Raw genomic sequence first — 19,792 nt, forward strand, 5'->3', positions numbered from 1 at the left:
GTCGGTTGTCCTTGCCGCTGCGGCCCGGATCTCCCGGCTTGCCAAGACAATGCGGCTCCATCTTCGCCCATTGGGCGTCAGTCAAAACGAATCGGTCCACCCCAAGCTTGAATCACAACCAAGCCCCGATGAGAATCCTGAATCCCAACAGACCCTAGCAGACATCTCACGGCAGCTCTTCCCTGCCGCTCGTATGCCATGCATCTCGTCCTTGCTTTTCATTGCATGTCGGTGCGCTCAATGAGGAATTCGGCCACGCCACAGACAACAACCTTTCCACCGAGAATTGCCCGAGGTTTCAATAGGTTGAGAGTCACTCCTGCGACGCGAGCGGAATAACGCCCGAAAAACTGTGCGAGTTTGCGGCAATTGCCGAAAATATGCCGGAAATGTCAGGCGCTTACGGGTTGGTCGATAGTGCCCTGATGGCAGATTCGCGGCCATGAAACTGCACTCGGCTGGCGTGAGATTTTCTCCGGAACCGGCCATTTCAAACCGAGAGGAAACTCGCCATGTCACCAGCGTCCATCGCGCAAGCGTCAAAGGCCAAACCGCGCATTGGCGCCATCTTACGTGCGACGAGCGGCAACTTCCTCGAGCAGTTCGACTTCTTCTTGTTCGGGTTCTACGCCAGTGCCATCGGAAACGCGTTCTTTCCATCAGGAAGCGAAACCGCTTCACTGCTTAACACCTTCGGTGTGTTCTGGCTGGGGGCTTTGATGCGACCTGTTGGCGCGATTGTGCTTGGAGCCTATATTGACCAGATTGGCCGTCGGCAAGGCCTGATCATCACGCTTTCGATTATGGCTATTGGCACCGTCATCATCGCCTTTTGTCCCGGCTATGCAACGATCGGCATTGCCGCACCCGCGATCGTGCTGTTCGGACGGCTGTTGCAGGGCTTTTCTGCCGGCGTTGAGGTTGGCGGCGTTTCCGTCTACCTCTCCGAGATTGCCACCCCGGGTAACCGCGGCTTTTACACATCGTTTCAGTCCTCGAGCCAGCAGGTTGCGATCTTTGTCGCGGCTCTTATCGGATATTTTTTGAGCGAAGCACTTCCGGCCGAAATGGTTGCCGCCTGGGGCTGGCGGATCCCATTCTTCCTTGGCTGCTTGATCGTTCCGCTTATCTTCTTCCTGCGCCGGACGCTGGAGGAAACTCCGGAGTTTCTGGTCATGAAGACCCACCCAACGGCCCGCGAGGTCTTTGCCTCCACACTTGCGAACTGGCGCATTGTCATTCTTGGTATGATGATCGCAATGCTGACGACCACGACCTTCTATTTCGTCACAGTGTACACGCCTACGTTCGGCAAGCACGTATTGCAGCTGTCCTCGCAGAACACGCTCTTGGTGACGCTTTTGGTCGCCGTGACGAACTTCATCTGGAACCCAATTGGCGGCGCGATCTCTGATAGAATTGGTCGGAAGCCGGTCTTGCTGACCATTGCCGGCCTTGCCTTGGTGACTGTATATCCGGCGTTGTCCTGGCTTGTGACCGACCCAAGCTTTGGCAAGATGGTGGCAGTGGAGATGATGTTCTCGTTCTATTTTGGCACCTACAGCGGCGCCATGTTGGGCGCTTTGGTCGAAATCGTGCCGAAGCACGTTCGCACAACCTGCTTTTCTTTAGCCTTCGCACTCGCCGCAGCTCTCTTTGGTACCTTTACGCCGCTGGCATCGACTTGGCTGATCGATCGGACCGACGACAAGGCTTCGCCGGGTTTCTGGTTGATGTTTGCAGCTTTGCTCGGCATTATCGCCGCGCTCAGGATTTATCCAGGAAACACCAACAGAGTTGCGAGGCTGTCGCGACCCGAGGGGTCTAACCGGGCCGTAGGCGCGCAATTTACCACACGTTAGCAGCGCGCCCACGGGGGACCTTCACGTCCAAGACTGAACTGGGCGGGGTGCGTGGCGGTCCTTGCGGTGATCTCGGTAGTCCGCGTGCCACTCGGCGAGCCGCGGGCCACTGCGGAATTCATGCAGCCTCAAAACGTGCCCGTTAAGTTTGCATGGCAGCGCACGTGGAGCTCGCGCGAGGGATGTATCTCCCTCGCGCGAGCTCTGCTCGTTTTTCACCTAACCGAAAAGTGCGAGCATTATCATCGCGCCGCTCGACCACAGAACGAATCGAGCGTTGCGATAGTGCTCAGCCATTCTCACTCAGCATCAGCGACGGCTCGTCCCGATACGGCTCGACATCGCATAGGAAGAACCGGTGTATCGCAGCTCGCCAATTCTCAGCGAGCGGTCGAAAAGCTTGAACCGTGCCTGGTGCACCGAGCGTCGGGCCAATGCATGACCACGACCCGGGCCGTCGCTGGCTCCGCCTCGATCAGCGGCGACTTCACGCACCGCTAGTTTGGGCGGATGAGGTACCGCGCGCAAGCTGCGCGAGCTCCGTCTCGAGCGTAGGGTTGCGCTTGAACATGGCGTCGATCAACGCTTGCGCCGGCTGCTCGGCCGCTTCCACCCACGTCGCCTTCTCCGCTCGTGCGGAGGGCGCGAAGACACGCTTGACGACCGTCGGCGACCCCCTCAGACCGCATTTGGCCATGTCATCCACGCCGGCAGTTTGAGCGCTCCATTTTACGATGGAGGCACGGGCCGCACGCAGGGCGTCGATCATTGCACCGCGGCGAATTTGATTGCTTGCCTCTAACATGCTGATGAGACAAGGAAGGTTGGAACGCAGCACTTGGACTCCTCCTTCGCAGCGCCGTTCCACATCAATCGTGCGTGCTTTGAAGTCCAACGCTTTGATTGTTGAAACATACGTAAGCTGCTGGACCCCGAGCCTCTTTGCAATGCCAGGTCCCACCTGCGCCGTATCGCCGTCGATAGTCTGCTTGCCAGTGAATATGACGTCTGGTGGGCCATATTCCTTCCCGATATTGCGAATCGCGCACGCCAGAGCGTAACTCGTCGCCAGCGTATCAGAGCCTGCGAAACTACGATCGGTGAGCAGGACAGCACGATCGGCACCGAATGTCAGCGCCTTTCGGAGAGATTCTTCGGCCGACGGCGGCCCCATTGTCAAAACAGTGATTTCACCGCCGAACTTGTCTCGTAGCTCGAGCGCAGCTTCCAGTGCGAACAGATCATATGGGTTGATGATCGTCGGCACGCCCTGCCGCATGATCGTATTCGTGACAGGATGCACGCGGATTTGTGCGGAGTCGGGGACCTGTTTGATGCAGACGATGCTGTGCATATGCTTCTCCTAAGATGTTGAGCAGGCTCCCCACGAATAGCAACTGTCATACCACCCCAGGCACTTCGCCGATGAGAGAGGTATGCAACGGCTGGCGATTGACGGTGAGACCGTTGGGACTGCGACGAGCTGCGTAAAGCGGGACGTGATCTCTCTCATCTGAGTCGCGCCATAAATGGCCCGGCCGCGATCTTGCGCTGGTTCGACACCTAATCATTTCTCATAGGGCGAATACATTGCAAGCAGACGATGACCAGCACGCGGCTGACGCGAAAGATGGCTTACGCTCCGCCACGTCCAAGCAGAGCACATCGGTTTCGTATCCGCTTCATGGACCAGAGTACCGCCTCTTGCGCACGCTCTCCTACCGCGCCCGGCGATCGAGAGAGACGCGAGCCGACTCTTTATTCAGAAGCGCTTGATCTCGATACGGTGCCTTCTCAAGGCATAGCCAATCTGGCGCGGCGTCAGTCCAAGCAAGCGCGCCGCCTTTGCCTGTACCCACCCGGACCTTTCCATCGCTGCGACTACGCGCTCGCGATCTGTGACCTTGGCGGCACCTATGTTGGGTCGGCCGGGTGGCTCTAGCGGCGTCAGTTCGCTACCGACCGGCTGAACGTGTGCCACAGCTTGTGTCGGCGGCATGCTCAGCCTCGCGGGAAGTGAGATTATCGGGCTCGGCTGTCGCGCCACTTGCTCCGGCCCGCACTTCCATAGCGTGGCCGACAGGCATTGCCCGTGCCGGCAGGCAAAATCGTCTCTTGCGATCGACGATCCGTGCGCCAGGGTCGCGGTCCGCTGCACACAGTTCTCCAGCTCACGGACATTCCCGGGAAATCCGCAATTCATAAGAACGTCAATCGCACTTGACTCGAAGACCAGAGCACGGCCGTTCTCATTGTTGAAGTTCTTCAAGAATCGAGCGGCGAGAAGCGGAATATCAGTGCGTCTTTCGCGCAGCGGCGGCAGTAGCAGAGGAACCACGCTAATGCGATAATAGAGATCGGCACGAAACTCCTTCCTTGCCACCGCCTCTTCAAGATTCTTGTTCGTGGCAGCAATCACGCGGACGTCGACTTTGATCGTCTGATTGCCGCCCACCCGCTCAAACTCCTGCTCCTGAAGCACGCGCAGGAGTTTCGCCTGGAACGACGCCGAGATCTCGCCAATCTCATCCAGAAACAACGTTCCCTTGTCCGCGAGTTCGAAGCGACCCTTGCGCGCGTTGAATGCGCCCGTAAACGCCCCTTTCTCGTGACCGAACAATTCGGATTCCAGCACCGTCTCGGTGAGGGCTGCGCAATTCAGCTTGATAAAGGGGCGTTTGGCGCGCGCTGAACGCTCGTGAATAGCCTTCGCTACCAGCTCTTTGCCGGTACCCGATTCGCCACGCAACAGAACTGTGCTATTCGATTTTGCGATCAGCTCGATCTTCTCAAGCATCGCGCGCAGCGCCGGACTGTCGCCGATAATTCCCTCGACTTGGACCTTCTTACGCTCCCGCCCATGAGGCTTGAGCTCGGACGACGGCTGCTTCTGCGGCCCGAACTCCTCGTCCATAAGCCGCCCGCGGTCGCGCACAAAGGTGCAATGCAGCTTCGCCGTCTGGCCCAGAAGGCTTGCGACCATCGTCACCAGGCGGAGGTCGTCCTCGAGCTGCGCATGCGCCTCGTTGTCTGCGATGCGGTCGATGCTCAGCGTACCCACAACTTTCTCGTCAATCTCTATGGGCACGCCGATGAAGGCAACGCACGTGTTACCGGCAGCGTCTAGCATCTCGACGTCCGAAGAACTGAAGATCGAATGCAGCGCTACGTTCTCGACGATGAGCGGCCGCCCCGTCGCCACAATTTGATCAATTGCTCCTTGCGGCAAGCGCCCCCCGCAACGCGCGTCGCGCCCTTCGCTCCGCCCGCCGTCTACGATGATCTCGGGCACCCCGTCATGTTCGAACAGGCATACGATGCCGCGCCGCATCTGCACGAGCGATGGCAGACGCTCGATGACGCTCGCCAGCTTGGCTTCGAGCCGGCATACGGCGGTGAGCGTGTGCGCTATTTCAAAGATCGTGCTTAGCGATTTCTCTTGCGATGGCAGAATAGAAGCGGAAGGGGCCGCGCCGGAGGTTGAGTTTGGTGTTTCGCGCAGGGAAACGCTGTCCAGCATAGTGACTTCTCCGTTCCTTTCTTGGTCCTCCCCATCACCTCGATCGGACTTGTTAGACTCGTGTTGCATGCCTGCCTCGATCTGACATCCAGCTCTCAGGGCGGGGGCGAGAGATGACGGCTCTTCATGGCACGCCGGCAGCACTTACAGTGACTAGATTTTGCGCTTTATTCTTTCCAACTCGCTGCGCGGATTCGCCCGGCCAACATGGCTTCCATCGATAAAGCTCAGTTAGCCGGGTTCGCCAGGGACGGATTCACTCACAAGTGTTGCCCGCCATTGATCGGCACTTCGGCGCCAGTGACATAACTTGCCGCATCTGAACATAGGAAGAAAATGACCTTGGCGACCTCTTCGGGTGTACCCACCCGGCGTAGTGGGATCTTTGGCACAAGATGCGCTTCCGTGTCAGGCGACAAAATGTCCGTCTTGATTTCGCCGGGCGCGATCGCATTGACGCGAATGCCATGTGAGGCGTAGTCGTGCGCCATTTCGCGCGTGAGACAAGCGAGCGCAGCTTTCGACGTGGCATATGCCGTGCCTGCAAATGGATGCACCCGCGCACCGGCGATCGAAGTCACATTGACGATCGAGCCTGAAGCCGCTTTTAGCTCATCGAACAGACCTTGCGCGAGCAGGATCGGCGCCACCAGATTCAGGTGGAACACGCTCATCCAGGTATCGACTGAGGTCGCCAGCGACGTGAGCCGGGCACCGTTTGGCGTTTTTGGTGAGTTTCCGGCATTGTTTATCAGTCCCTGCAGCGGTGCGCCGGCAAGGCGCTCCTTTATCTGAGCAATCACGCGCGGTAGCGTCCGATGATCGCTCAGGTCGACTTCGATATAGCTATCCCCCTCTGAGTCCCATGGGCAGCGCACCACGTCGAATGGTTGGCGCGCGCAAGAAATGATGCGCCAACCGGCTTCCGAAAACAATCTTCCCGTGGCGCGACCGATACCGCGCGATGCCCCGGTCAATACCAGCGTCTTCCGCTCACGCAGCGGACGGCCCGCTCCATCGGCGTGAATTGGACCACGAGGGTCCGTTTCCGACGATTTAGCTGCGACCGCGTTGTCATCTGGTAGACCTAGATTCACACGCGACTCCCTTCCGCTCCCCTCGCTCGTGCACCTGGTGCAGGATCCGGGCCAGAGCGAAGCAGGGCACAGGTGGCGCGCTTTTACGTCGCAAATGGCAGGTTTCGAACATCTGGCCTGTTTGCTTTGCGACACCGGCAACGCCGCAGCAATGGCTGTCGTCGAGCTCCCGGGTGCCGCCCACTGCGTGCGCTACGCCTTCGAGCCAGAGGCTGGGGTTTCCATGGCGAGCTGACTGCGTCACCACTCCACGAGTGGTCTGTGGGTCATGCGCGCTAGACGAGATAGATTAGCTGCGGGCGGAGATCAGGATTTAATGGCCGGTTCGTCCAAGTTGCTCTCGGCCTGGATACGCGCGGCCGCACATACGGCTCTTGAGCAATACCGATGGGCCGCCGGCCACGCGGTTCATCACACCTCCGTCCGAAAGGACTCCGCGAGCGGAGCATGAACAAAGGCCGTCGTCCAGAAAACGAAAGCCCTGCCCAGCAAAGGCGATCCATCTACCGGACGCGCCTCCTTGCTGCTGGGACATTCTGACGTGACTGTCTGTTACGTTAGATTTCCTGGGCGACCCGGACCGCCATTGCCGTGCTTTTCACCGTCTGGCCAGCGACGGCGGACTTGGCTGGAGGATGACAGAACTGTAAGCTTTCCGCGCGACTCGACTTACACCGGAGGGCCCGAAGTGTTGCCGGGCAAGACCGCCGGCCCCGCTGGCATCGGCCTTACGCTTCTCAGGCGTTCGCCCTCCCACCGCACCGCATCCATGGTAGTGCGCCGGTCAGCCGTCGCTTGCGGGACGGAAGTCGCCATCCAACGTTCCTGCGACACGTTGCGAAACTCGACCGTTTCGAAGCCAGCAGTATCAGACCGATGATCTAGCCCGCCATTGTTCAGGCCCACATTCTGGCGCTTCAGGAAGCCGCGAAATGCTCGTATGGATTATCGATCAGGGTCAAGCGCTCCGGATTGCTCTGGTCGAATTCAATAATCCGTGGCACGAGCAGACGGGCATAGCGCGTGAAGGCGCTGGTGGGGGGAAAGCGGATCACGGTAGCGCATCGCGCAAGAAGATACATGTCGATGAGAGCGGAAGCTCCACCTTCAATTCCCATTTCCGCACTATGCAACGGCCCTGCCCGATCGGCCTGGAAACGTTTTGGTACGGCGAAGACATCGGGAAACAGACCCGATAGGCGATCGAGCACCTGTGCACTGTCCGTGCACAGGAAGACCTTTACAGGCTTTGGATATGGCAAAGCCTTGGCTTTACGGATTGCCATGCAAACCTGACGAAGGGCGAGCTCCGAATCGGCCCAGTACGGCGCATGCTCCATGATATCTTCGCCATTGCCGTGCCGAACATGAACGCCAATGATGCTATGGCCGCTAAAATGTTCCTCATACAAGGCGTCGATCCGCGCTTGAATCTCAGACCTGAGCTTGATGTTTCGAAAGATCAGTCGTTCGGCTGCCTCGCCACAACGCCACATCAGGCAGGCGTCACAGACAATGGTGTTGGCTTCGTCATCTTCTCTCGCCTGGAACAGCTCGGTCAGTTCGTCACGTTCTCGGAAGATCTGCTCATCCGGACGATTGATGCAGTCGATCGACGGCCTATTCCACCACCGCGGGAAGAACGGTCCGGGAAACGAGAGCTGGTTGATCCGGTCATCGCAAATCACCGGTACCCCAGCGATGTCCTCAACCGGCTCGAAGAACACCGGAAAGGCGTTGCTGAACGGTCGGTCGATGTAGCAGGAACCGCGCCAGTCAACGACGAGCGTCCGCCCGGTCCGCTGCGCGTACGACCAGGCCGACGCCAGTGACCAGAGGCAGTCACCAAAGCCGGTACGCCTCCGAGAAATAACAAAGCGTTCCTTGGTCAAGTTATCAAACCCTTCTCGTTGTGCAAGATCAGCTTTGTGTGGCGCACCTAGCATCTGCGATTCCGATCCACGCCAGTGGACGGCTGGTCACCTGGACGCAAGGCGATCAACGCAACCCTCCTCCACGGCACCGCGTTTGGCAGGTCATGCGAGAGGCCTCCAAAGAGCCCTCTTCCGCATTGCTCACCTTTTGCGATCACGCAGTCTGTGACGGATGCAGCCGAATACGGCGCAGATCCCAGAGCCCGCGCAGTTCGTTCACGAGAGCTTCTCGCCTAGTCCTATCAGAGGTGACCCTGGCGAGAAGATCGGCAAGAACAGCTTCCTTCTCAATTTGCATCAGCATGTCGAACAGGTCATGCGAGACGCGCACGCTCTCCTGGCTGGAGTGACCCATGCGGATCTCGCAGACTGTCTCCTGGCGTTCTCGGCCCGCATGAGCGCGAACCCGGTAAAGAGATACATGGGGCGGCAGTGATACAGCGAGTGCAGTCCAGCTTTCGAGCGTTGTTGCCCGCTTCTTGACGAGGAATGAACCGATCACAAGGCCATCCAGCTCGGTTGACAAAAACGCCGTAATCGCATCGGCAACGGAATCTACGATCGGTTCGGCATTGTTGTTGAACGACGTATTAAGCAAAATCGGGACGCCAGTCAGGCTCTTGAACGCATTGATGAGTTCCCAATAGGCGGCATTGTTCGTGCGGGAAACCGTCTGCAGCCGAGCTGTACCATCGATATGCGTGATCGCGCCCAGCAAAGCACGCTTGGATTCGCGCACGCGAACGACGAAATTCATGAAGGGATATTCTGCGCGACCATCCGGCAACTCAAAGAACGCGCCCGCATCCTCCTCCAGAACCGATGGCGCAAATGGTCGATAACCCTCGCGCTTCTTGACCATCGCATTGATCCGGTCCTTGTTCGCCGCGGGCCTCGGGTCCGCAAGAATACTACGGTTGCCGAGCGCACGAGGGCCGAACTCCGATCGGCCCTGTACCCACCCGATCACGGCGCCATCAACCATCCACTCGGCTGCTCTGGTTGCGACGTCAGCGGTCCGTTCAAACTCGAGGTGTCCGGCCCATCCCTTCAGTTCCTTTTCGATGCTATCGTCGCTGCCGATATCTGGCCCCCAATAAACCGTCTGTAGTCGCTCGCGGGGCGCAGGCTGCCCGGCCTCGTTCGACACCATCAATGCCGCGCCCAATGCGCATCCGGCGTCATGCGCAGCCGGCTGCACGAAGATGTCTTCGAACAGGCCTGAATACAGGAGTTTTCCGTTCAGCGTGCAGTTGTGGGCCACCCCGCCAGCCAGGCACAACCGTTTCATTCCGGTCGACTCACGGTAATGCCGCAGAATGTGAAACACGATCCGCTCCAGCGCCTCCTGCAACGATGCGCTCACATCTCGATGCTGTTGCGTGAACGGCATTCCCTTTCGCCGGACCTCGATATTGTGCAGCAATGCTGGGCCGATACGTTCGAGGTGAACGCGGTAGCCACCGTTTGCGCAGAGCTCATAGAATTGCGAAAAGAGCTCACGATAGCGTGCGGGATCTCCGTAAGGAGCCAGTCCCATAACCTTATACTCGTCGAACAGGCCGTAGCCGAGATATCGGATCGTCTCCAGATAGAACAGTCCGAGAGAGTTATTCTCTGGAAACGTCATAAGCTCGGTCATTTCGCTGCCTGACCCGACAGCCAAGAGACCCGACAGGAAGTCGCCACAACCGTCGATCGCGAGGACCAGGCTATCTTCAAAACCCGACATCGCCAGAGCGCTCACGGCGTGGGCCTGATGGTGGCCTACGAATGACACCCGGGAAGGATTAACTTGGGTACCGAACTCCGTGGCTAGAAGGTGCCGCAGCAGCAGATGCGCATCTAGGGGAATTGAGATTTCCGGTTGTGAGATGAACAACCGTTCGAGCATTGCATTGCAATAGGCTTCAGTAGCGTAGAACGCAATACGATCGACGTCGCGAAGCTCCACACCCGCGGCTGCAAGACAGTATTCGATCGCACTGCTCGGGAGCTTGTTTGAATGTTTGATCCGGTTGAGGCGCTCCTCTTCCACGGCAGCGATCACGCGCCCGTCCTTGACAAGTACCGCGGCGCCGTCGTGCAGAAACGTGCCCGGTAGCCCAAGGGGGTTTTCATAGACCCTGTCGAGGCCGCCACTCAATCCTAGACACAGCATCTTGTTCTCCGTTAATCCTGAGAGGCCTGTTGGCCTATTCGTATCGCTTGCTTTGGGAGTAGGCCCCGCGGGTCCGATCGGGCATCGCTAGCTGACGAGACGCATATAAGCGTCGCACGCGATTGGAAGTTCGCTAAGCCCGATATCTCATCTCGCACACGCGATGCTTCGCTTTAGATCTTATTCCTCTCACCGCATCAGGCGCCGCCGAAGGAGCACGGACGAGACGAGGAAGGGAACTGCTGCGTAGATGCAAAGTGCGCCCACATGCAATCCGACGCTGTCAACCGGTCTACCAAGCATTGTTGGACGAATGAGATCGACCGAATGACTCAGCGGCAATAAGGCTGCGATGCGTTGAAATGAACCGGGCAACTGGCTCATTGGGAAGATCGTCCCGCTTAAATACATCATGGGCGTAAGAATAAGCGACTGGTAGAAGATGAAATAGTCGTGGCTCGGTGCAAGTGCTGAAACGACCATTGCGAGGCTCGCGAAAGTAACGCCAGTGAGGGCGATGGCTGGTAACGCGTAGGGGATGGATGACCACTCTGCGTAACCCAGCGTGACGGCCACAATCGTGATCGCGGTCCCGGCGAGCAAGGCCTTGCTCGCTGCCCATGCCACTTCACCGAGGACAATGTCGCCGAGCGTAAGGGGCGTACAGAGCACTGCCTCCCAGGTGCAATTTGTCTGCATGCGAGCGTAAGCCGCATAGATCGTTTCGAAGGTTGCGGAGACCATCGCGCTTGTGGCAACCATTCCAGCCGCCAGAAACGAGATGTATGAGGCGCCCTCAACACCACCTATGATCATTCCAAGGCCAAAACCGAGACCGAACAGAGAGCTCATCGGCTCGGCCAGATTCCCAAGAACCGATGCCAGAGCAACTTTCCGCCAGACCAGAAAATTGCGGCGCCATACCGCCATCCAGTTCCATGGATTAGCAGGGAGCGCCGGCGCAAAACGTTGCCACATCGTTCAGTCCTTTATCTCTCGCCCGGTTAGCCGCAAGAACACATCCTCCAGATTTGGAGGACGCTGCAGAAAGCGCAGATCCGTGCGGTTGACAAGCCGGAGGCGCACCTGCTCTGGATCCGTGACATAGCAGAACAGCGTCTCCCCGCTCACCTCAGCGCGCTGCACTTGGGGTCTGACCAGCGGCAGCAGTTCGTGCGGGTTACCGCCGTAAATCTCAATCACTTGGCAGCCGATCTGCTGCTCGATCAGCGCGCGAGGCTGACCTTCGGCGATCTTACGGCCGTGCTCGAGCACGCACAGGCGGTCGCACAATCGCTCCGCCTCTTCCATGAAGTGGGTGGTGAGAAGGATCGTTTTGCCGCGCCCTAATAACGAGCGCAAGCGTTCCCAAATCAGGTGACGGCCGTGCGGATCGAGGCCGGTCGTCGGCTCATCAAGGACCAAGAGCTGCGGATCGTTAATGAGGGCCCGTGCCAACGTCAGGCGTCGCTTCATGCCGCCTGACAGTTCGGCGACTCGCGCGTCCGCCTTGTTCTGCAGGCGTGCGAATTCGAGCAGTGACGGCGTGGCCGCTTCCACCTCAGCCGCGCTCATGGCGAAGTAGCGCCCGAAAACGAGCAAGTTTTCGCGCACCGTGAGCTGAAGATCAAGGTTATCGAACTGTGGGACAACCCCGATCCCCCGGCGCGCCAAGCGCGCCCGCGCCGGCACTGGCTCGCCGAGCACGCGTATCTTACCTGCGTCGGGCGATGCAGCACCCAGGATCAAACGCGCAAGCGTGCTTTTACCCGCGCCGTTTGGTCCCAGCAGACCGAAGCACTCTCCCGGCGAGACCGTAAACGAAAGAGCGTCCACGACGACCCTGTCGTCGTAGAACTTGCTCACCTGGAAAAGGTCGACTGCCGCGGTTGACATTTGCTTACGCCATCGCGACGGACGTTGTTCCCGCCGCTTCCTCGCTTGCGCGCTTTTTTGTCCAAAGCAGGCCGTCACACCATACGTGATCGACGCGTCCCCACTGGCACGCGGCGGCAGCATCCGGGAAAAAGCCGCGTCCATGCAGATTGGCGCTGGTATTGCAAAGCAGCGGAATGGCTGTGAGCTTCTCGTATTCGACGAGAAGCTCGGCCACTTTATGCTGAGAGGTTCTAGAAACGGTTTGTAGACGAGCAGATCCATCGAGATGCACGACGGCGGGAATTTTGTCCCGCCATTCTGGTCGCGTCTGGTGATCGAACAGCATGTACGGATCAGGTATTCCAGGGCTAAAAATCTCCGCGGCACGATCCTCCAGGCATATCGGCGCTACCGGCCTGAAATGCTCACGAAGTTTGATGTCGTTGAGATGATCTTTCATTCCTTCCCAGCTCGCAGCCGCGAGAATGCTTCTGCCACCCAAGGCTCGCGGCCCGAGCTCGGCACGCCCGGCAAGGAAGACCACGGGCTTGTCGCAAGCGAGGATTGCCGCAAGTTGGCCCATAGTGCAGGGCGCGCCCTCCCATTCGGGCGGGACTTCGCTGGGACGCACGGCCGGTCCGCTGTAGACCGACCATTCCAGAGCTCTAAAGCCTTGCTGTGCCGCCAATGCAGAGCAAGCAGCACCAATGGCTGAGCCGCTGTCGTTCGGAAAGGGCGGCACCCACACGAAATCGAACAGGCCTGTCGCACGAAATGCACTATTCCACTTAATATTCAGGCCACAGCCGCCGGCTATGCAGAGGTTACGCGCCCCCGCAAGATTCGAATGCCGCTCCACCACATCAGCAATGGTGCGAACCAGCAGACGCTCTAGAAACACGTGAAATGACGCAAGGACGTCTTGGGCCTGTTTTTCCTTCAATCGCATTGCGCACGCATCGAAGAAATCGTGCAGAGCTTCAAGTGGCGATTGTGAGCTGTTGATCTCTTCAAGCTCAGGACAAGCGCCCTCAGCATCCGTGGCAAAGTGCGCCTCATAAAGTTCATGAAACGTCTCAATACAATCCTCGTCGGGCGATCCCAGCGCGATATAGGCCATCAGCTTGCCGGCAATACCGAGATCCCAGCTGGTCCGGTCTGCCCGCCTGTAAGGTCCAAAGTGATGTCCTGCCGTCGCATAGGCGTGACCTATGATCGGAAACAGGCACTCGATGAACCGGATGCCGTGGGGCTCTACATAGTAGAGGCGCGGAAACATGCAGCCGTCCCACACCAAGCAGAAAGCAGATTGTCCGGATTTGGCAAACGAGCTGGCGCAGTATGCGGATGCTACGTGCCCGGTGACATGGGGATAGCTTTGATAGGGATATAGCTTCCCATCAAGCATGAGGCCGATCCGATCGCGGGACGTCAGGGGGCTATCGCCTTGCCGTTCGACATACGGCGCGCCCTTGAGCTTGATGGTCGTCGTCCCACTAAGGACTTCAAACTGTGACTCGAACTCTCCATCCCAGCCATCAATGACGAACTGATCAACATCGCTCGGATCCAGCCCGTGCTCCGCCAAGGCGCGAACAACGGCATCCAGGTTGTCGATGGTTTGATAACGAGGATTGTTGTTTAGCTTCTCCTGTTCGACACAAAACACCACCCGGCCGTCCTCGATCAGAGCGACTGCCCCGTCATGCGTCAACTTAATACCGCAAATGCGCATCGTAGCTCCTTTCAAGCTCGGCCGTTAGAACAAATCGAAGATCGCTCCGGATTGCGAAAGCGGACCAACAAGCAGTCTTCGTCCGCCGACTGCCCCTGGCACTGCACGCGTTCGACCTCAATGAGCACTTCAGCCAAAATCGTGATGACTGTCTCGGCGCCAGCGACATGCCCCCATCGCCTGCAGGTGGCATCACGTGCAGATCCGAAGACCAGATGCCCACCTGGAGCAAGCATCTTCACCATTTTGTCGATTGCGGTACGCATCCGTGTCATGTCTTCGAGATAGTAGAGAACTTCGGCGACCACGATCAGATCGAACAGCTCTTCGGTCCAGAACTGCAGAATATCGCTCGCCGCCCAGCTGATATGCGACCACCTCTTGGTCCGCTGGACCGCTCGACCGATCGCTCGCGGCATAACATCGATGACCGTGAGCCGCTTGCAGTGAGGAGCAAGCTTTTCTGTGAATGCACCGGCCGCGCACCCGATCTCGAGGCCGGTTGAGACGGCGCCGTTCGACAGCGATAGCCGTAGCAATTGGGTGTGACGCTCACGTTCGAACGGATTGTCGTCAAGCCGCCACGGGTCATCGTTGGTCAGCTCCCGTTGCAACGATTGATATGTCTTGTCCACGCTCACCACTAAATCCCCTCAAAGCTGTCAGTCAGTCGCGGCCGCAATGCCATCAGACGCGATCAGCTGCGAGGAAGCGCGCGAAAGACCTGCCCCGCGAATTGAGCCAGGCGTTTCCGATGCCGGGTTAAGGCTTGGTCCATTTGTCTCGTCTTCGATCGATGCCTTCGACTCATCGACGTCTGATGATTTCGCTACTTTGCGCGAGAGCCAGTCGCTGTTGCTCAAGGTACAGAGCGCATAGGCTTTCATCGGGAGCAGGAGGAAGATGTTGATCGGCGTGTGCAGCGAGAAGCCGATAAATCGAAGCTCGCCGGCACGAAGGGCCGCCACGCTGCATCGAATCACGGTCATCGCGACGATGGTCAGGCCGGTCCACCAGGGCACGGTGCCGGTGACCGCGAGCTGAGCGAGCGCGGCAATCGACGAGATGGCGAGCAGCAGCGGCCCGAGGTTCTGTCCGAGCACGTCGAGCGTAAGGTACCGGTCCAGGCCGGGCAACAGGTGCAAACCCAGCAGCGTGTCGCGGTAAGTGCTCCGCGCCCAGCGGAGCTGTTGCCGCAGATAAGGCAAGAGCCTGTCCGGGACCACCGTGGCGGCGATGGCGTCCGGAACGTACTCGGTTCGAAACCCTGCTTGGAGCATGAGGATCGTCAGATGGCGGTCCTCACCGAAGTCGCTCGGCTTTCCCCGGAAGAACTGCGTCTCGTACTGGTCCAGCAGCAACAGCAGCGCGGAGCGGCGGTACATGGCACACGGCCCGCAGCAGCACATGACGGCACCAAAGCGCGTCTGCGCCGCGCGCTCCTCGTTGCAAGCCAACCAGTACTCCATGTCGATCAATCGGGACAGCCAGCTGTCGTTCCGGTTGCTGGCCGTCAATTGCCCCATGGCCGCGCCGACGGCTGGATCCTGCATCTTGCGTACGAGTTTGCTGACCACGTCGCTGGCGATCTCCGTATCGGAATCGACGTTGAGCACAAGATCGCCGAACGACCGGCGGATCGCTGCGATCTGCGCCTTACGCTTTCCAACGTTACTTGGCAGCAGAATGACGGTGAACCTCGGGTCATACGCGTAGCTCCCATGGACCGGGGCCACTGCACCGACATTTGCAGAGCCGTCATCGACCACATACACCTGCAATCGCCCTGGGTAATCCTGGGTTGCGAGAGATTTCAGGCAGGCCGCCAGCGTGCGCGGATCCTCGTTGAAGCAGGGCACGATGATATCCACGCTGGGCAGAGCTGCGCTCTCGACGACGTCGTACGGCGGCAGTGAGGCGTCGGTTCGCAGCGCATAAAGCGCCTGCGCGCTCTTATGGACGCTGGAGAGCAAAGCGTAGGAGGCAACAGCAGCGGTGCTGATGGTGGCAAGCAGGCTCATGTGATTTGATCTATTCAGTGAGTTTGAGGAAGCGACCGGATTGCAAATCCAAGGTCATGCAGTGCTGGAATGAGCTGGGCGAGCGCCGTCACAGTCTGGTCGCGCCGACCAGAGTGAGGGCAGCGTTTCAACTCGTCGGGAGGGCACCCGTCGTGCAGGAGCACGATTGCTCCCGGCCGGACCGAGGCCAGCACCGCGGCAACAATCGCCTCGCCGCCAGGACGAGACCAGTCTTGCGGGTCCACTGACCAGTGCAGGGCTGCCAGTTCGGCCTTCGCCGACGCGGCGAGGGCCTCCTTGGTCCAAGTCCCATACGGCGCACGCATGTGCCGCACAGAGGCTCGCGGGCAGGCCATTCCGATGACCTTGTTCGTCGTTAGGATCTCGTGTTCCACCTCATCCGGCATGCATTTGGATAAATCCGGGTGCGTCATTGTGTGGTTTGCGAGTTCGTGGCCTTCTGCAATGATGCGCTGGATCAGCTCCGGCTGGCCCGCTGCATATGCACCAATCACGCAGAAAGTGGCGGGGGCCCGATGCTGCGCCAGCACATCCAGGATAGCCGGCGTGCAATGCGGGTTGGGACCATCATCAAACGTCAGATAGACACAGCGCTCTCCGCCGGAGTCGGCGCAGTCGCTCCGCGCTTCAGTCTCGTTGTCTGCAGACGTCACAGTTCTGGCCCGTTCCGTTCAATCATCTCACCGGCCGGCCATTCGCTCATTGGCCTCGCAATCGGCAGAACGAGGCCGACCACGTCCTCCACGCGCGTCGGAGGCACAGTGAGATAGATATCCGGACGAGCGGACCGGACACGGAGCCCTGGCAGAACAGTCGCTAATCCCTGTCGCCCGAGCAGCCTGGTAATATGTTTCTGCAGGGCAGATCGGACCGTGCCAAAACCGAACGGCACCCCAAGATCTCGCAATACGGGATACATCACGCGGATGGAGTGGCTGATTCCGAGCCCCTCGAGATCCGGGCGTACCCCGTACAATCCGAGTTCAGCCACAAGCAGATCGACCTCACCCACTTTTATGAAGCGGCGCAGTGCGCCGATGTGAATCGCAACACCACGATCATCATAGCCGATTGCGCGAATCTCAGGCCTTGCGCCGGCCCAGCTTCGATGACCCTCAAAGGGCTTTGCATTGAATGCCCCGGTCGGACCATAGGTCTTCCGGAAGAAGTCGGACAATTCAATATGGTCAGCAAGTTGAAGCTCATTCTCCCAGCACAGCCTCCAACGAACTGGAGGGCGCGCCGAAACACCTCGTGTGGATCCGGGCGCGATCATTTCCATAGAGAGTAATTCCTATTCATTATCTGGCTCCTGACGCAGGCCAACAGCTCGCTGCGCTCGAAAGGCTTGCTCAAGAACTGGAGTCCAGCTTGCAGGATTCGACTCATATCGTCTTCGGAGTTGTCTGTGAGCAGAACGGTGGGAATCGCGCCTCCGGATCCAGCCAGATGATGAAAAAGCTCAAAGCCACTCATCACGCTCGACTGCATGTCCGCGATCAAGCACGACGTGATCAAACGGCGGCCCGATTTCAAGAACTCGTCTGCGCTCTCGAAGGGTTCGGGTACGTAGCCAGCGGAAAACACCACATCTGTCAGGGCTTCACGCACTGCCCGATGTGCATTCACAATGGATACGACGTCGAGCGTGTGCGCAACTCGCATCAGATTCGCCAAGGACGCCTTCGCTTGCATGTTCGGCACGATTTCTCCGCAGCAAGGACGCAATCGGATGCGACCAAAACACATTTGGCACCCGCAACCGAAGGGGTCCAACTGGAGGGAAATCTACGGTCAGGTTAAGCGTTTGCTCAATTCTACAGCGGTACACGGCCGGTATAGAATGGGTTGGCGAAGCCATACGATGGTTTGCTCGTCCTATACGCCCACGCACATTTGGGGATCCCCACCGTGCTAGCTCGCCGAGATAGGACTTGCGCAACACGCGCGAAACTGCGACCGCACGGTCCAGATGTCTTGATCGATCCCTGGCGCTGGGCTGAGACGCGCTACGATTTGTAACCATTCTGATAGATCTGGCATCTCGCTAAACTATCCTTTGCTATCCTCAGTCGGTACAAATGGTAAAATCGATTGTATCGATAGAACACATTCATACGGTGGATCACTCAAGATTATGCGTTTCAAGGGCCTCGATCTGAATCTCCTCGTCGCGTTCGACGCCCTGGTGACGCAAGGCAATCTCACTGCGGCGGCAAGAAGCATCAACCTCAGTCAACCTGCCATGAGTGCTGCCGTCGCGCGGCTTCGCACTTACTTTCGCGATGAGCTATTCACGATGAGGGGCCGGAAGCTTGTCCCAACGCCGCGGGCTCAAGCGCTCGCAGCCCCAATTCGCGAGGCTCTCGCTCACATTCAGCTCTCCATCATCTCTCCGGAGGGCTTCACTCCGTCTCAATCGAGTCGGCGCTTCAGGATCATCCTGTCCGACTTCATGACTGTCGTGTTTCTTCGAAGAATCGTGGACCGCGTCGCGCGGGAAGCTCCGACGATCAATTTCGAGTTGCTGCCGCCCTTAGAGGAACCCGATGAACTTCTCCGGCGCGGTGAAGTCGATTTTCTCATGTATCCGGAGATGTTCATGTCGAGTGCGCATCCCAAGGCGGCACTGTTCGAGGACACGTTCGTTTGCGTGGGCTGCCCCATGAACAAGCAGCTGGCGCCGCGACTTACGTTCGAGAAATACATGTCGATCGGGCACGTGGAAGCCCGGTTCGGGGGCTCCCTGAGGCCCTCCTTCCACGAATGGCTCTTGCTCGAGCATGGTTTCAAGATACGCACCGAGGTCGCAGTGCAGGGTTTTGGTATGATTCCGCCTATGTTATTGGGCACCAACCGTATAGCGAGTATGCCCTCAAGACTGGTCAGCCATTTCGCAGACACGATGCCCCTGCGGGTCATCGAACCGCCGCTGCGACTTCTCACATTCACCGAGGCCGTCCAGTGGCCGGCCATTCATAATACTGATCCTGCAAGCATTTGGATGCGCAACATGTTCTTGCAAGAGGCATCCATGATGGTCTCTCCGCCCAAGACCAACCAATGTCACGGCCCCTTCTAGGATTGTTCGGCCGTTTGCGACCTACTCTCTGTTCTTCTTGCGCTTCATACAGCTCGTTCGGCGGCGCTCCGCATGACTTTCCGCTGATACGACGGCTGCATCGCACTGTTCTACATGAGCTGAGCTCAGAGCTCGCGAAGTGATCCGGCCAATCAGGTGAACGAAATCTGGCTTGGCACTAAAATCCCTTGAATCGTACACCGCGTCAGGTTGCAGACCAACACCTGCGATCGAGGCTGCAAACGTGGACACTGGTAGGCACCCGCACCGCTCTTGGCCTCCGGCGGGCATTCTCCTTGCCGTCTACGGTCCCGGCGATCGCAGCAGCAATGCCAAAGCACCACATCGGATGGTGGGTGCAGGTCATCCTTTCGGACCTCGCGACAGTGGTGTTATTTTCGAAAGTGTCGTGGCGCGTCGCGCGCGGGATGCCGCCGCCATTAGTCCCGAGTTGCGGCCCCTCACCGCTGACTTCGAAGAG

The 19,792-nt window shown here is 58.6% G+C and carries 15 protein-coding genes; 2 read left to right on the forward strand and 13 right to left on the reverse strand.

All coding sequences use genetic code 11. The features are described from left to right. Window positions 1–512 precede the first annotated feature (512 nt). Window positions 513–1,862, forward strand: a complete 1,350-nt coding sequence (locus tag IVB48_RS23160; RefSeq protein WP_247403270.1) for an MFS transporter — start codon at window positions 513–515, stop codon at window positions 1,860–1,862. A gap of 487 nt (window positions 1,863–2,349) precedes the next feature. On the opposite strand, the gene IVB48_RS23165 is transcribed toward IVB48_RS23160, so the two are convergent. The 13 genes from IVB48_RS23165 to IVB48_RS23225 all read right to left on the reverse strand — a co-directional run bounded on the left by IVB48_RS23165 (window position 2,350) and on the right by IVB48_RS23225 (window position 17,924). Next, the gene (locus IVB48_RS23165) at window positions 2,350–3,216 is read right to left on the reverse strand and encodes an electron transfer flavoprotein subunit beta/FixA family protein (protein ID WP_247340035.1); all 867 of its coding nucleotides are present in this window, start codon (window positions 3,214–3,216) and stop codon (window positions 2,350–2,352) included. A 408-nt stretch (window positions 3,217–3,624) separates the two neighbouring features. After that, on the reverse strand, window positions 3,625–5,382 hold the full coding sequence (gene nifA, locus IVB48_RS23170; RefSeq protein ID WP_247403272.1) for a nif-specific transcriptional activator NifA: 1,758 nt from the start codon (window positions 5,380–5,382) through the stop codon (window positions 3,625–3,627). A gap of 260 nt (window positions 5,383–5,642) precedes the next feature. Then, window positions 5,643–6,479 (reverse strand): SDR family oxidoreductase, encoded by an 837-nt coding sequence (locus IVB48_RS23175; RefSeq protein ID WP_247403275.1) that lies wholly within the window; start codon window positions 6,477–6,479, stop codon window positions 5,643–5,645. Between the two features lie 917 nt (window positions 6,480–7,396). Then, on the reverse strand, window positions 7,397–8,371 hold the full coding sequence (locus tag IVB48_RS23180) for a nodulation protein NodZ (RefSeq protein ID WP_247403277.1): 975 nt from the start codon (window positions 8,369–8,371) through the stop codon (window positions 7,397–7,399). A gap of 196 nt (window positions 8,372–8,567) precedes the next feature. Next, window positions 8,568–10,574, reverse strand: coding sequence for a carbamoyltransferase (locus IVB48_RS23185; RefSeq protein WP_247403279.1), 2,007 nt, complete (start codon window positions 10,572–10,574; stop codon window positions 8,568–8,570). 189 nt (window positions 10,575–10,763) lie between these two features. Further along, window positions 10,764–11,552, reverse strand: coding sequence for an ABC transporter permease (locus tag IVB48_RS23190; RefSeq protein WP_247403281.1), 789 nt, complete (start codon window positions 11,550–11,552; stop codon window positions 10,764–10,766). Window positions 11,553–11,555: 3 nt separating this feature from the next. Beyond that, entirely contained in the window at window positions 11,556–12,470 is a 915-nt protein-coding gene (gene nodI, locus IVB48_RS23195; RefSeq protein WP_247403284.1) for a nodulation factor ABC transporter ATP-binding protein NodI, read from the reverse strand. 4 nt (window positions 12,471–12,474) lie between these two features. Beyond that, entirely contained in the window at window positions 12,475–14,187 is a 1,713-nt protein-coding gene (nodU, locus tag IVB48_RS23200) for a nodulation protein NodU (RefSeq protein WP_247403289.1), read from the reverse strand. An 11-nt stretch (window positions 14,188–14,198) separates the two neighbouring features. After that, window positions 14,199–14,828, reverse strand: coding sequence for a nodulation methyltransferase NodS (nodS, locus tag IVB48_RS23205; RefSeq protein WP_247403292.1), 630 nt, complete (start codon window positions 14,826–14,828; stop codon window positions 14,199–14,201). 21 nt (window positions 14,829–14,849) lie between these two features. Further along, on the reverse strand, window positions 14,850–16,208 hold the full coding sequence (gene nodC, locus IVB48_RS23210) for a chitooligosaccharide synthase NodC (RefSeq protein ID WP_247403297.1): 1,359 nt from the start codon (window positions 16,206–16,208) through the stop codon (window positions 14,850–14,852). A gap of 14 nt (window positions 16,209–16,222) precedes the next feature. Further along, window positions 16,223–16,882: a chitooligosaccharide deacetylase NodB gene (nodB, locus tag IVB48_RS23215; RefSeq protein WP_247403301.1), complete on the reverse strand. Its 660-nt coding sequence runs from the start codon at window positions 16,880–16,882 to the stop codon at window positions 16,223–16,225. Continuing rightward, window positions 16,879–17,511 (reverse strand): NodA family N-acyltransferase, encoded by a 633-nt coding sequence (locus IVB48_RS23220; protein WP_247403303.1) that lies wholly within the window; start codon window positions 17,509–17,511, stop codon window positions 16,879–16,881. Before IVB48_RS23220 ends, nodB begins: the two co-directional genes overlap by 4 nt. After that, window positions 17,502–17,924: a response regulator gene (locus IVB48_RS23225; RefSeq protein ID WP_247403318.1), complete on the reverse strand. Its 423-nt coding sequence runs from the start codon at window positions 17,922–17,924 to the stop codon at window positions 17,502–17,504. The genes IVB48_RS23220 and IVB48_RS23225 overlap by 10 nt, the downstream gene beginning before the upstream one ends. A 442-nt stretch (window positions 17,925–18,366) precedes the next feature. On the opposite strand from IVB48_RS23225, the gene IVB48_RS23230 reads away from it, so the two are divergent. Continuing rightward, window positions 18,367–19,311: a LysR family transcriptional regulator gene (locus IVB48_RS23230; protein WP_247403305.1), complete on the forward strand. Its 945-nt coding sequence runs from the start codon at window positions 18,367–18,369 to the stop codon at window positions 19,309–19,311. Window positions 19,312–19,792 lie beyond the last annotated feature (481 nt).

This window comes from Bradyrhizobium sp. 76, assembly GCF_023073025.1.
Lineage (GTDB): Bacteria > Pseudomonadota > Alphaproteobacteria > Rhizobiales > Xanthobacteraceae > Bradyrhizobium.

Bases quoted from the DNA above. Each gene is read 5' to 3' on its own strand.
- IVB48_RS23160 (WP_247403270.1), top strand. From the start codon at position 513: ATGTCACCAGCGTCCATCGCGCAAGCGTCAAAGGCCAAACCGCGCATT.
- IVB48_RS23165 (WP_247340035.1), bottom strand. From the start codon at position 3,216: ATGCACAGCATCGTCTGCATCAAACAGGTCCCCGACTCCGCACAAATC.
- nifA (WP_247403272.1), bottom strand. From the start codon at position 5,382: ATGCTGGACAGCGTTTCCCTGCGCGAAACACCAAACTCAACCTCCGGC.
- IVB48_RS23185 (WP_247403279.1), bottom strand. From the start codon at position 10,574: ATGCTGTGTCTAGGATTGAGTGGCGGCCTCGACAGGGTCTATGAAAAC.
- IVB48_RS23190 (WP_247403281.1), bottom strand. From the start codon at position 11,552: ATGTGGCAACGTTTTGCGCCGGCGCTCCCTGCTAATCCATGGAACTGG.
- nodI (WP_247403284.1), bottom strand. From the start codon at position 12,470: ATGTCAACCGCGGCAGTCGACCTTTTCCAGGTGAGCAAGTTCTACGAC.
- nodU (WP_247403289.1), bottom strand. From the start codon at position 14,187: ATGCGCATTTGCGGTATTAAGTTGACGCATGACGGGGCAGTCGCTCTG.
- nodC (WP_247403297.1), bottom strand. From the start codon at position 16,208: ATGAGCCTGCTTGCCACCATCAGCACCGCTGCTGTTGCCTCCTACGCT.
- IVB48_RS23220 (WP_247403303.1), bottom strand. From the start codon at position 17,511: ATGGAAATGATCGCGCCCGGATCCACACGAGGTGTTTCGGCGCGCCCT.
- IVB48_RS23225 (WP_247403318.1), bottom strand. From the start codon at position 17,924: ATGCAAGCGAAGGCGTCCTTGGCGAATCTGATGCGAGTTGCGCACACG.
- IVB48_RS23230 (WP_247403305.1), top strand. From the start codon at position 18,367: ATGCGTTTCAAGGGCCTCGATCTGAATCTCCTCGTCGCGTTCGACGCC.